General features: G+C 41.7%; 15 protein-coding genes and 1 other annotated feature. Of the genes, 9 read left to right on the forward strand and 6 right to left on the reverse strand.

The genetic code is table 11. From position 1 onward, the window contains the following. Nucleotides 1-28: 28 nt before the first annotated feature. Nucleotides 29-1285 (reverse strand): methyl-accepting chemotaxis protein, encoded by a 1257-nt coding sequence (locus tag ACSBOP_RS04775; protein WP_442603300.1) that lies wholly within the window; start codon nt 1283-1285, stop codon nt 29-31. 278 nt (nt 1286-1563) lie between these two features. Between ACSBOP_RS04775 and ACSBOP_RS04780 the strand changes: the two genes are divergently transcribed. The 4 genes from ACSBOP_RS04780 to ilvD all read left to right on the forward strand — a co-directional run bounded on the left by ACSBOP_RS04780 (nt 1564) and on the right by ilvD (nt 5016). Beyond that, a complete protein-coding gene (locus tag ACSBOP_RS04780; RefSeq protein ID WP_442603301.1) occupies nt 1564-1929 on the forward strand; it encodes an O-methyltransferase in 366 nt (121 codons plus the stop codon). Nucleotides 1930-2057: 128 nt separating this feature from the next. Further along, nucleotides 2058-2552 carry a hypothetical protein gene (locus ACSBOP_RS04785; RefSeq protein ID WP_442603302.1) on the forward strand — a complete coding sequence of 165 codons (495 nt, stop codon included), beginning with the start codon at nt 2058-2060 and terminating at the stop codon, nt 2550-2552. Nucleotides 2553-2595: 43 nt separating this feature from the next. Further along, nucleotides 2596-3231, forward strand: coding sequence for a ribonuclease H (rnhA, locus tag ACSBOP_RS04790; protein WP_442603303.1), 636 nt, complete (start codon nt 2596-2598; stop codon nt 3229-3231). Nucleotides 3232-3330: 99 nt separating this feature from the next. Beyond that, nucleotides 3331-5016 carry a dihydroxy-acid dehydratase gene (gene ilvD / locus ACSBOP_RS04795; protein ID WP_442603304.1) on the forward strand — a complete coding sequence of 562 codons (1686 nt, stop codon included), beginning with the start codon at nt 3331-3333 and terminating at the stop codon, nt 5014-5016. A gap of 181 nt (nt 5017-5197) precedes the next feature. Here ilvD and ACSBOP_RS04800 read toward each other — a convergent pair whose 3' ends face one another. Then, on the reverse strand, nt 5198-6148 hold the full coding sequence (locus tag ACSBOP_RS04800) for an aldose 1-epimerase (protein ID WP_442603305.1): 951 nt from the start codon (nt 6146-6148) through the stop codon (nt 5198-5200). 135 nt (nt 6149-6283) lie between these two features. After that, nucleotides 6284-6532, forward strand: a binding site (T-box leader). 49 nt (nt 6533-6581) lie between these two features. Between ACSBOP_RS04800 and trpS the strand changes: the two genes are divergently transcribed. Further along, nucleotides 6582-7562 (forward strand): tryptophan--tRNA ligase, encoded by a 981-nt coding sequence (trpS, locus tag ACSBOP_RS04805; protein ID WP_442603306.1) that lies wholly within the window; start codon nt 6582-6584, stop codon nt 7560-7562. On the opposite strand, the gene ACSBOP_RS04810 is transcribed toward trpS, so the two are convergent. Next, nucleotides 7559-7747 carry a DUF5325 family protein gene (locus ACSBOP_RS04810; RefSeq protein WP_442603307.1) on the reverse strand — a complete coding sequence of 63 codons (189 nt, stop codon included), beginning with the start codon at nt 7745-7747 and terminating at the stop codon, nt 7559-7561. The two genes, trpS and ACSBOP_RS04810, sit on opposite strands and share 4 nt — an antisense overlap. A gap of 109 nt (nt 7748-7856) precedes the next feature. On the opposite strand from ACSBOP_RS04810, the gene ACSBOP_RS04815 reads away from it, so the two are divergent. Then, nucleotides 7857-8069 (forward strand): small, acid-soluble spore protein, alpha/beta type, encoded by a 213-nt coding sequence (locus ACSBOP_RS04815; protein ID WP_442603308.1) that lies wholly within the window; start codon nt 7857-7859, stop codon nt 8067-8069. 74 nt (nt 8070-8143) lie between these two features. On the opposite strand, the gene ACSBOP_RS04820 is transcribed toward ACSBOP_RS04815, so the two are convergent. Beyond that, nucleotides 8144-9127, reverse strand: coding sequence for a metal-dependent hydrolase (locus ACSBOP_RS04820; protein WP_442603309.1), 984 nt, complete (start codon nt 9125-9127; stop codon nt 8144-8146). Between the two features lie 122 nt (nt 9128-9249). Here ACSBOP_RS04820 and ACSBOP_RS04825 point away from each other — a divergent pair, with 122 nt between their 5' ends. The 3 genes from ACSBOP_RS04825 (at nt 9250) to ACSBOP_RS04835 (ending at nt 11225) form a co-directional block, all read left to right on the forward strand. Next, entirely contained in the window at nt 9250-9543 is a 294-nt protein-coding gene (locus ACSBOP_RS04825; protein ID WP_442603310.1) for a hypothetical protein, read from the forward strand. Nucleotides 9544-9639: 96 nt separating this feature from the next. Then, on the forward strand, nt 9640-10596 hold the full coding sequence (gene cyoE / locus ACSBOP_RS04830; protein ID WP_442603311.1) for a heme o synthase: 957 nt from the start codon (nt 9640-9642) through the stop codon (nt 10594-10596). Nucleotides 10597-10601: 5 nt separating this feature from the next. Continuing rightward, nucleotides 10602-11225 carry an SCO family protein gene (locus ACSBOP_RS04835; protein ID WP_442603312.1) on the forward strand — a complete coding sequence of 208 codons (624 nt, stop codon included), beginning with the start codon at nt 10602-10604 and terminating at the stop codon, nt 11223-11225. A gap of 7 nt (nt 11226-11232) precedes the next feature. Here ACSBOP_RS04835 and ACSBOP_RS04840 read toward each other — a convergent pair whose 3' ends face one another. Beyond that, a complete protein-coding gene (locus tag ACSBOP_RS04840; protein ID WP_442603313.1) occupies nt 11233-11580 on the reverse strand; it encodes a toprim domain-containing protein in 348 nt (115 codons plus the stop codon). Between the two features lie 152 nt (nt 11581-11732). Beyond that, nucleotides 11733-12872: an MFS transporter gene (locus tag ACSBOP_RS04845; protein ID WP_442603314.1), complete on the reverse strand. Its 1140-nt coding sequence runs from the start codon at nt 12870-12872 to the stop codon at nt 11733-11735. Nucleotides 12873-12891 lie beyond the last annotated feature (19 nt).

The following is a 12891-nucleotide window of genomic DNA, read 5'->3' on the forward strand; positions in this document are numbered from 1 at the left end:
TTTGTCTATGAAGATCGTTTATTATAGCTTACAACTTAAAGATCTGAATTGTCTGCTGCAGCTTGGTTACCATTCGCGTCATCTCGGCGGATTGGTCAACAATCGTGCTAACCGCTGATATTTGTTCAGACATCGATGCGGATACTTGCTCAGTACCTGCTGCTGATTCCTCGGTTATGGCAGAGATGCTTTCCATCGTCGCAGAAATTTGCGTAGAACTTGCGAACATTTGATCACTTTCGCTCGCGAACTGTGCAATTTCTTTTGAAATAAATTCAACGGACGTTACGATATCAGAGAAAATATTCTCGGTATCTTGAATGAGTGCTGTCTGTTTATTTACGACATCTTCGTTAATCTGAATGTTATGTAAGGATTGCTTGATTCCTTTTTCGATCGATGTAACAAGACCGAATACTTCTTTTGTTAGCGAGGTGGACTCCTCTGCTAGCTTACGTACTTGCTGGGCGACAACTGCGAATCCTCGACCGTGCTCACCTGCACGTGCCGCCTCAATCGAAGCATTGAGTGAAAGTAAGTTGGTTTGCTCCGCAATGTCCGAAATGGATCTTGTAATTTTGGAAATGCCTGCTGCTTGTTCAGCAAGCAAGTGAATTGTTCTTGATACTTGTGTCGTTGTCTCCACGTTGCGCTTCATCCCCTCGCCTTGAAGGACCACTGCATTCTGCCCCTTTTCAACAAGTACGAGCATGTTAGAAGAACGTGAATTCATTTCTTTCGTTGAAGATGCGTAGCCAGACACCTTCGTTTCAATATCTTTCGTAGAAAGGGAAATGGTAGATACTTCTTCTGAAATTTGTCCAGCCCCAGAAGCAAGTTCCTGTGTGGATAATGTGACTTGTTCCATTAGATCTTTCAAATGCTCATTCTTCACGTAAATTTCGCGGCTAGAATCTGAAACGTGCTTCGTAATCGTACTTGTTTCTTTTAAAATGTCGCGAAGCTTATCTGTCATTTGGTTGAAAGACTTGGCCAGATCCCCAAGCGCATCATTTGATGTGACATCTGCTTTCTGTGAAAAGTCGCCTTTCGCAATCGACATTGCAACGCGAGACATGTCAGAAACTTGTTCAGTAAGCGTTTTCTCAAACCAGAGAACAAAAGGATAGCTTGCAGCTAAAAGTATAACTGGAATGATATAACCGAATACGGATGCATCGTTTAACAAGAGTAAAGTGATCATTAAGATAGAATAGATTCCAATAACACCGTACACACCGATCTGTAGCTTTTTCTTGAATGAAAAAGAAGAGAAGAAGCCCATTATCCAAGTCCCCTTTACGTATTAGTTCTCTTATAGAAGGAAAAACATTCCTTAGGAGGAATTATATCATCTCGATCTGACAAGGGTCTACAATTTTATACAATACATGGTCTGAAGACCTATTTATTTTAAAAAAGAAGTCGAAAACAAGAATCTAAAGTCGTGGAGATTTCGGGAACCTTTGTAAAAATATGTTGAAATAGCAAGAAAAGACCTATATAATGACAAAATACATAAGACTTTAGTCAGAATATTAGACCAATAAAGGAGGAGATTATTTGATATTGGAACAGCTGCCACTCGCACGCCAGGTGGAGATCGTATTTAGACAAGTGAGGGAAGAGCTGAGTTTATTATCATCTGGTAGCGTTTTCATTCAGATTCGCAACAATGTAATTGGCAAGTTTGGTGTTAGACATCTACCTATGGAAAGCAAGGGAGGCATTATAAGTCAGCAAGAAATGGGATTATCAGAATCACAGTTTATGTCTTTTAAAGAAATGGCAATTGATAGTCTGAAATACAAGAATAGCTGGACGCATGGGGAGATTTTATTTGATTTTACTGTGAAGAAATCAGTGTTGTTCGCCTCTGTTCAATTTGAATCGAATTATAATTTAGCAAGTCTTGCAAAAAGTGTGTAGGAGTACAGACATGACAAGGGGTGGCCATGAGGTCACCTCTTTTTTAAATCACACTTTTATTGGAGAAAATGGACCTATCGCTTATAATATAAGGAACTTGTCCAAGTCGCAGACGCACGGGGGATTCGATGTTTGAACTGAGAATAAAGCATTGGTCATGGAATCAAGAGCTGCAGATTATTGTAGCGGATGTGACTCTGAAGATGGATCACGAAATGATTGTGGATGAACCACTTTGCGTGGATGTGGGGATGCCTGCGCTTGTTCGCAGTGTACAGCAGGATTCAGAATTAAATCGGTTTGCGACCCCGGGTGAGTGGTGGCTCATGCCCTTTTTTGTATGTGGGTGTGGAGACCCAGCATGTCGTGGGTTTTCGTTCATCATTAAGCATCTAGAAGAGGATCAGATACGAATAACACATGTCGAAGAGAAGACAGATGGAAATTTTCGAGAATATGAGTCGTGTGAGGTCTCATTAGATGTTTATCGGCAATGTGTCTTAGAAGCTGCACACGCTTTTAACGCGTATGTAAGTTCACTGGGAGATGCTTATCAACCCCTGCTAGCGAATACAGCTGCGATTGTAAGAGAACTCATCGAACAGGCGGAAGACATAAGTTAACAGAACTAGTTCTAAGGTCATACATGAAAGAGGGTGTAGGAAATTGGCGAAAAGTAAATTTTATGTCGTATGGGTGGGTCATAAGCCAGGGATATACCGCACTTGGCCAGAGTGCCAGGCACAGGTGAACAACTATCCGCAGGCCAAATATAAATCGTATGAGTCAGAAAAAGAAGCACAAGAAGCGTTCACTCGTGGTTGGCAAAAATCGCTGAATTTCACTTCCGATAAAAAGAAGGAAGCCGCAGCCGCAGCTTTAGAAGAAGTTCCTGAAATTGACTACAACAGTATTTCCGTTGATGTTGGCTGTTCAGGTAATCCCGGTATTGTGGAGTATAAAGGGGTAGACACGCAAACCAGTGAAATCTTGTTCTACTACGGTCCGATAGCGAAGGGAACGAACAACCTAGGGGAGTTTCTAGCGATTGTACACGGACTAGCTTATCTCAAAGAGCGAGGCAGTAATAAGACAGTTTATACAGATTCACGTACGGCTCTTAGCTGGATCCGAAAAAAAGAAGTAGCAACGAATCTCGTACGTGACGAGTCTACCCAAGAGATTTGGTTCCTTGTGGATCGCGCACTAAAATGGCTCAGAACCAATGAATATACGAACCCTATCGTGAAGTGGGAAACGAAAAAATGGGGCGAAATTAAAGCAGACTTCGGGCGCAAGTAACCGAAGTCTTTATTCGTTTAAAGTAATGGGCAATAAGGCTCAAAATATGATATATTTAAATAATAGAATTTTTAGATTAGGAATGGGAGGAATCAACCAATGGCTAACAACAAAATGCGCAGCGATATGATTAAAAAAGGTTTCGATCGTGCTCCTCACCGCAGCTTACTACGTGCAGCAGGGGTAAAAGAAGAAGATTTTGGCAAACCGTTCATTGCTGTATGTAACTCTTATATTGATATTATTCCTGGTCATGTTCATTTGCAGGAATTCGGTAAACTAGTAAAGGAAGCAATTCGCGAAGCGGGTGGAGTTCCTTTTGAATTTAATACAATTGGTGTAGATGACGGAATTGCAATGGGGCATATCGGGATGCGTTACTCGCTGCCTAGCCGTGAAATTATTGCAGATTCCGTAGAAACTGTAGTCAATGCGCACTGGTTCGATGGTATGGTATGTATTCCGAACTGTGATAAAATCACGCCGGGTATGATCATGGGCGCACTGCGTGTAAACATTCCAACGATGCTCGTATCGGGTGGACCGATGAAAGCGGGTAAAACAAAAGACGGTCGTTCGATCTCACTTTCCTCTGTATTCGAAGGAGTAGGCGCACATCAAGCAGGAAAAATCGATGACAGTGCATTACTAGAACTTGAACAATATGGTTGTCCGACTTGCGGCTCATGTTCAGGCATGTTTACAGCGAACTCCATGAACTGCTTGGCAGAAGGTCTAGGGCTTGCACTTCCAGGAAACGGCACGATTCTTGCTGTATCTGAAGAGCGCAAAGCGTTCATCAAACGCTCAGCTCGACAATTAATTGAATTAATTGAAAAAGATATTAAACCACGTGATATCGTGACGATTGAAGCAATCGACAATGCGTTTGCACTTGACATGGCGATGGGTGGTTCGACGAATACAGTACTTCATACGCTAGCCATTGCACACGAAGCAGGCTTTGAATATCCGATCGAACGGATTAATGAGATTGCTGCTAGAGTACCGCATTTAGCGAAGATTGCACCGGCTTCTGACTACCACATTGAAGATGTTCACAATGCAGGCGGTGTTAGCGCAGTTATTAATGAACTTCTCAAAAAGCCGGGTGCTATGGACGGAAGTCGTATTACAGTTACGGGTAAAACGCTTCGTGAGAATGTAGCAGGTTGTGAAATTTTAGATACAGACGTTATTCATACACTGGATAATCCACATAGTGAACAAGGTGGTCTAGCTGTTCTATTCGGTAACTTGGCACCGGAGGGTTCCATCATCAAAGTTGGGGCAGTTGATGCTTCTGTTGGTGGTCGTCATGTTGGCCCAGCGATCTGCTTCGATTCTCAAGATGAGGCACTTTACGGTATCGCGAACGGGAAAGTGAAGGAAGGACATGTCGTTGTCATCCGATACGAAGGACCTAAAGGTGGTCCTGGTATGCCTGAGATGCTTGCCCCTACTTCCCAAATCGTAGGTATGGGTCTTGGAGCTAAGGTAGGATTAATTACAGATGGTCGTTTCTCCGGTGCATCGCGAGGCATCTCGATTGGTCACATTTCACCAGAAGCTGCTGAAGGTGGACCACTTGCTTTTGTTGAAGATGGTGACATCATTGATCTTGATTTGGTAAATCGCAAAATTGACCTTCAAGTGTCCGATGAGGAAATGGATCGTCGTCGTGCGAACTGGAAAGGTTTTGAACCGAAAATTAAAACAGGTTACCTTGCTCGATATTCTAAATTGGTAACGAACGCATCAACAGGTGGAATTTTGAAAATTTAATTTTAAAAAGAGGATCAACCCATTTGTCGGTTGATCCTCTTCTCGTATATAACTGAATCAATTTAATAATACCTTTAGCCGCTTTAATCAAGACTATATATAGATCCAAACGGTTCAATTGGTCTATATATAGTTTCAAATTTAAGGTTTAGATAAGTTATGAAATTGATTCAACTAAATGTTATTTATGTTCAATCTGAAGTAAAATATCAAGCTCAAGGGTTTGGCCTGGCTTCACACTTTGTACCCCTGTAACATCAGCAGGTAGATCAATATTCGGCGCGTTTGTTACCCAAGTATAAGGTTCAAGACAGATGAAATTGTCTGCTACACCTTTTGTATAAAGCACCCAATGCTTCATGAGATTGGATTCAGAGGAATAAGTGATCTTACACTGCTTATTCTCAAGGACAGCGACACAAGGGTGATCCCCTTTAAGGAAGACGGTGTCAAGATCAAATCCTTCAAGCGGCGCACCATGCGTGATCGATTCAAACTTATCTAGTGGCAAGATGTTCCCTGTTGGTAATAAATCAGAGCCTAGTTCCCACACGCCACTAAGCGGCACGGTCAAGTTCCACTCACTCGGGCTGTGATCAAGTAAGAACCAAGTATGTAGGCCATAGCCGAAAGGTGCGCTCAGATTGCTAAGGTTTGTAATTTTAAACTTGTGATTCAACTTTGAGCCAATCAATTCATACGTAATTTCCATCTCTGTATCATGTGGATATTGGGCCATCACTTCAGGGAAATCTGCCGTACGGAATGTAGAAGTAATGGAGATTATGCCATTTTCCTCACCCGCTGATTTCACAGTCCAAGGTAGGTTTTGCAAAATACCATGATTGTGCATATGATTTGGACGGTTCACAGCGAATTGATAAGGACGTCCATCAAATGTGAAGGCACCTCCATTAATGCGGTTTGGCGGCATGAGGACAGGTGTACCGAAATGAGCTGGATTTTTCATTAAGTCATGAGGAGCATCTGGAACACGTAGCACCTCACGGTTAAGCTTTTTATCCCAGATTCGGATTAAGTTATTATTAATAGATGGGCATAGACTTAAACTTAAATAGTCATTTTCCAAAATATACAGGGTTTCGCCTTGCCAATCTTGTTGTGAAATCATGCGTATCCTTCCTCTCTGTTTGGAAAAATAATTATTTCATTATTGTAGCAAACGAGATTAGGCTTGTCACATTGCAGTTACATGATAGGAGTGGTTGACTTTCTAAAGCACTGGCGTATAATATTATCCAATAGTTATGCAGCAATGAGAGGAATTAGTAATTCGTATATGAGATTTCAGAGAGCCGGTGGTTGGTGTGAATCGGCAGATCAGGCGAATGAATGGATCCTTGAGCTTGAAGTGGAACAGATGAGCGGGTGATGCTCATGTTCAGTACACGGAGCGGCAGCTCACCGTTATCGGAGCTTATGAAGGTCTTTTGTCACTTTTTTTATCAAGTGAAGAAGACGAATTAGGGTGGCACCACGGTCTCTCGTCCCTTTGCGGGGAGAGGCCTTTTTTTGTTGTATAAAAATTGTAGGGGGTTATCTGAATGGCAAATGTACTTTCAGGAATTCAATCAAGCGGACAATTAACAATTGGGAATTACATCGGGGCACTACGTAATTATACGAAGCTCCAGCATGAACATGACTGTTATTTTATGGTCGTAGATTTACATTCGGTCACATTGCCTCAAGATCCAGCAACATTAAGAGAGAACATCGAATCGGCGGTTGCATTATTTATTGCAGCGGGCATTGATACAAGTAAAGCGGCGGTGTTTTTGCAATCTCACGTACCTGCGCACGCTGAACTTGGCTGGTTGATGACGACACTCACGTATATGGGTGAACTTGAGCGTATGACACAATTTAAAGATAAATCAGCAGGCAAAGATTCCATTGGTGCGGGTCTGTTTACGTACCCATCTCTAATGGCGGCAGATATCCTGCTCTATAAAGCTACAATGGTTCCAGTAGGTGATGATCAGAAACAGCATTTGGAGCTTACGCGTGATCTGGCGAATCGCTTTAATAACCGTTTTGGTGAAACGTTCCCGATTCCTCAGCCTTACACGCCAGAAGTTGGTGCACGTATCATGTCACTAGATGATGCATCTAAAAAAATGAGCAAGAGCAGTACCAACCCTGCAAGCTTTATCTTAATGTTGGACGAACCAGCAGTTATTCGTAAAAAAATATCGCGTGCCGTAACAGATTCTGGCCGCGAAGTGAAATATGATCCGCAAAATAAACCTGAAGTTAGCAATCTCATGAGTATTTATTCCGAATGCTCGAATATGTCGATCGCGGATATTGAAGCGAAGTATGAAGGGCAAGGTTATGGGCCTTTCAAAAAGGATTTGGCAGAAGTCGTAGTTGCTTTACTTGAGCCGATCCAACAGCGTTATCGTGAAATCCGTGAGTCCGGTGAAATTGCAAAAATTTTACGTGAGGGTGCTGAGAAGGCATCTGCTACTGCAAATGCCACCCTACGTGAAGTAAAAGAGAAAATGGGCTTTATCGTCTAGGATTGGGCTTGTTCAGATTTACGTCTCATACGAGCTTTGTAGGCGAAGCTAAATCCAAGAAATCCAATTGTGGCGAGGATGGAAAGTACCATAAACCATGGTTCTCGTACTGCAATGAAATAGGCGATGGACGCGAGTAATAAAGTGCCGATAAATGCGAATAACAGAGCCATAGATTTTTTCAAAAATGTTCTCCTCCTTGTGTGTATATTATTTAATCTGCTTCACATACTATGTTTGCAAGCTTGCAAAATACATCAAAACAATCATGAGTTGAAAGGATGTTGATTTATTATGGCAGGTCGCAATACACTAATTGTACCACAGGCAAACAAAGCTCTTGATCAAATGAAGTATGAAGTTGCACAAGAACTGAACATTTCATTCCCTAAAGACGGGTACTACGGTAACATGACTTCCCGTGATACTGGTTCTATTGGTGGCGGAATCACAAAACGCTTGGTACAAATGGCTGAGCAATCTCTTTCCGGTGGTCAAGGACGCTAATCATTTTTGAATAACAGATATATAAGCTCAAGGGATAATCCCTTGAGCTTTCTTTTTATATCAGTGAGATAAGATTATCGAGGATCGGGGTGCAGCCTTTTCTCTAACTTCGAATCGCTCAACCAACCTACATAAGAACTAATGGTTTGGTACTCTTTGTCCATGAGCAGTACGGCAACAAAAGGGTATTGCTTTCGGTGACGATAGCGAACATCCGCCCAACGCACCTCATATCCCCAAGGATGGACGGTTAATTCGGATGAAGTGTATGATGAGAAATAGAGTAGCGCTTGTACATCTGGATGCTGCTTGGATACGTCTATAGCAGGATGTGAATCGGAGACCACATGCTCAATCCAGCGCAATGTGCCGCCTCGAAGCTCTCCAACTTTAAATGTTTCATCGGCTAGTAACTTCACAATGTTCCAATGAGCGGGATGAATCGTCGGTATGGCGATATAGCGTTCACCTTGTACAAATGAAGGGTCTTTAAGCGGTAATGCTTTCATGACTTCATAGTGAACGTACGTACGCCATATATAGTATAGCGCAAGAAGCGCGTAAAGTGTCGGAAAAATTAATCTAGGATCGAGCAAGTGAAAAGCCCATAGACCAATCGCGATGACGTGACTTGCAAAAATGAACAAGTCAAAGATGTGGATGATATTCCATGAAATCCACCTGCTGGATAATGGCCATAAGCCCTGTGTACCGTACGTGTTGAATAAATCCATGAACACGTGTAGGAACACAGCTATGCCTACCCAAAACAACATATGTCCCATCGGAATAGGACCGAAAAGGATTGTAAGTAATAAGGTGATCGAGCTTATCCAAAACGCCATTAAGGGTAAGGAATGAGAGACCCCGCGGTGATTGCGAATGTAGAAGGCGTTGCTTTTTGCACGAGTCAGAGTATCAAGATCAGGTGCTTGAGAACCAAGCACGGTGCCGATTAGAACGGCAGTCATTACAGTTGGATCAGATGCTACGACTGGATCGATATGAGCAAGCCCGGCAAGTCCAAATCCAACAACAAGATGGGTTCCTGTATCCAATGGAGTACCTCCTCATGTTGATAGTAGAGTTCTTAGGTGGATGCTTGGACAACAGATTGACTAGCTTAGTTTACCATGTTTATTGGTTTTCATTAATTTTCGAATGAGAGGAAGTCATGCAGATGAATAAAGTATGGATTGAATATCAAATTATGCCAGAATATCGAGAAGGTTACATGCACTTTATACAAAAACGACAAAAAGAATACAAGCAAATGGAACTTTTCGAGGGTACAGATCAAATGGGCTTATTCGTGGAGCAGTGGAATGAAATGGACTATGAGGCATACTTACAATTGAAAGCACGTAGGCGCAATATGGAAGATGAAGAATGGGCTGCATTAGCTGGCTTTATAAAAGGTGGAATACATAAAATAAATATTTGGCATTTCACCCAAATTAAATACAGTCAGTAATCGACAATATCATGACATCTCGTGCCATTTTATTGTCAAAAAGTATTTGCATTGATATGATTGGGGAATAGATTTTTTTTATAAGGGGGCTTACAGGTGGATAAGCAGTTAAGCTTTGATGAGACTGCAGCTATTTCACATCAATCTGAACATACCACAAATTCAGATGATGCTGTGAAAAGACGCGCAACAATCAAAGATTATTTTAGACTCATAAAACCAGGCATTATTTACTCCAATTCACTGGCGACTTTAGCTGGTTTCTGGATTGCTTCTGGCTGGAATATAAATTGGACCTTACTTTTGTTTACCATATTAGGTACGGCATTTGTGATGGCTTCAGGGACAGTAATCAACAACTATCTGGATCGTGATATGGATGCGAAGATGGAGCGCACGGCTAAACGTGCATTACCTAGTGGCTTAATGACACCTGGTTCTGTTATGGCGTTTGGTGTAATCCTCGGAATCATCGGTATTGCTATTCTTGCATTCGGTACGACACATGTGGCGGCTTTGTTAGGTGTTCTTGGATTCGTCCTTTATGTGGGACTCTATACCGCATGGTTTAAACGCACTTCCGTATGGAGCACATTTGTAGGGGCATTCTCTGGTGCAATGCCTCCTGTTATTGGATTCTGTGCAGTAGACACGACAGATGCAATCGGGGCTTTGATCTTGTATGCATTTCTGTTCTTGTGGCAGCCGCCGCATTTCTGGGCTCTGGGTATTCGTCGTAGAGAAGATTATGCAGCAGCAGGTTTTCCACTCCTTCCGGTCGTTAAAGGTATTCACGCAACGAAACTTGCTATGATGCGTTATGTTGTACTTTTAGTTCCTGTATCAATTTTATTATCTGTTTATGGATATGTGGGTAAGATCTATTTAATCGGAGCAACAGTACTTGGTCTTCTATGGGTATATCAATGTTTGACTGGATTTAAAGCAAAAGATGAGATCAAGTGGGCAAAAGGTAATTTTATATTTTCCATTAACTACCTAACTATTCTCTTATTGCTTATGATTATTGATACCGTACACAAGGGGAGCTAATTAACATGGCATCACTTTCAAAAAATTGGTTTAAAATCGCAATTGTTGTTATTTTAGTAGCCATCATCGGTTCTTTTGCATATAAGCTGTGGTTTAAGGATCAAACGGAAAGTACCTTTAAAGTGTTAGGTCAAGCTCCCAACTTTGAATTGCAAAGTACAGAAGACAAGCAAGTCAAGTTTTCAGATTACGAAGATAAAGTGAAGCTAGTGTATTTCTTTTTCGCATCGTGTCCGGATGTATGTCCGCCAACTACACAATATTTAAGCAAAGTGCAGCAAGCGCTAAAAGCGGATAAGTTGTTTGGTACGAAAGCGCATATGTTCTCCATTACGATGGACCCGGATAAAGATACATTACCTAAGCTGACAAAATATTCGCAAGGATATGGTGTAGATCCTACTGGCTGGTCTTTCCTTCGAGGAGATGAAGAAGGAACAAAGCAAATTGGAGAAAAGTTTGGGATAACGATCGTTCATGATAAGAAAAACGATACTTTCATCCATACGAATGTTATTCTGCTCGTGGATAAAAAAGGTCAAGTTCGCAAGTACTATGACCCAAATGATACAAAAATTACAGCAGAATCAATCGCTAAGGATGTAGCAGCGCTTGCAAAAGCGAAATAAAACGAATTTAAGCAGGATCTCGATCAGGGTACAAAATGTACGCTTCGAGGCCTGCTTTTTCTATTTGGGTGATGAGGTATTCATTAGGGGTTCCTTCAACACCAGCATAACCTTTACGGGTATACATGTGGATCGCATCAGGGAATATATCACGCAGAAGGGAACGGATCTTTTTGCCAGCTGCATCGTTATCCATAAAGAGAAACACCTCATCATGAAAACAGGTTTTGTGAAGTTGATTAAGCGTTTCGTTACCAGGTGTTCCATATGTACAATAAATAGCAACTTCTAAGTTAAGAAGACGTCGCAGTCTTGCACGGTCATTTTTGCCTTCTACAATTATTGCAATTGACATGTGACTGTGTGTCCACCTCGCTCATCAGAATGATTTCCTCATTAACAAAACCATAATTACCCGGGAAATGTCAAATCATGACGAAAAAGAGGCGAACTGTTTGTTGACCAGCTTGCCACTTTATTTAAATTATAAGGTGTTCACTTGACCCCTTATTTTAGAATCGGGATTAATTTGGATGTACGTTGGGGGAGTAAGGCTAGTGCCAGCGTGAGAATAAAGAAAGCAATAAAATAAGGTGAAATGTAATCGCGTAATTGACCTGCAAGGATAGGCCCGATGAATGACCCGATTGAATAGGCAATTGACAACATCGAGAATGAACGGCCATAACGATTACTAGGAGTTATTGAGGCAAGTAATGAGGCGATCGCAGGGAATATAATACCTTTCGCCATACCGATTAAGAATAAAGAAATATGAATCGATAGGAACCAATGTATCGCAATCCCAAAAAAAATGATCGCAAGTGATAAGGAACCGAATAATGTTCGAATATAAGGCGATACTCGATTAATAAATAGTAAGGATAGACTGACCAGTGCTCCGATTGAAATTAGAGTAAATAAGATACCCGATGTGACGACAGCGTCTTTTCCTGTATTCATAAGTGGAAGTTCGAAGAACAAAATTCCCTGCGAGCATGAAATGGCCAGTGGGATGAGGAAAAATAGCCAAGGGATTGGAATGCTCACATCCGTGTCATTACCTTGTTCTTTCATCTGTATAGGAGCAAATAAAGCAACACGTTGATCTTTGACACCAAAAATTGCGATTACCCCTGTCGCAATAAGAACCCACCCTAAGATTTCGAATGATCGGCTGAATCCAACCTGTGTGACCAGATAAGCACCTGCTGCAGGCGATACGACGGAAGCTAATGTATGCATGAGACCATTGCCTGCCATTAGTTTACTTTGATGGGTACGATCTTTAGCTAATTTAGCAAGTAGTGCAAGACAAGCAGGAGACAAGAAAGCGAGCACGAACCCCGATATCGAACGAATGAAAAGCAGTTCCCAGGGATCATCCACTTGTGATTGGAAAACAAGTACAATTCCTGCTACAATCAAGGAGCTAAAGATGAATATTTTACTACCAAATTTATCCACGCCATAACCTGCAATCAGATTCCCTGGTAGATGTGTAATTGCATATGTTCCCATGATATAACCGATGAACGAGGGAGCAGCGCCAATGGATAGAGCGAATGGGGAAAGAATCGGATATTGGGCATGTAAATCAAAAAAAGCGATAAACATGAACAAATAGAGCCAGAGCGTTGTTTTCATTCTTATCACCGCCTTTGCT

Source organism: Paenibacillus sp. KN14-4R (assembly GCF_052180255.1).
GTDB lineage: Bacteria > Bacillota > Bacilli > Paenibacillales > NBRC-103111 > Paenibacillus_AM.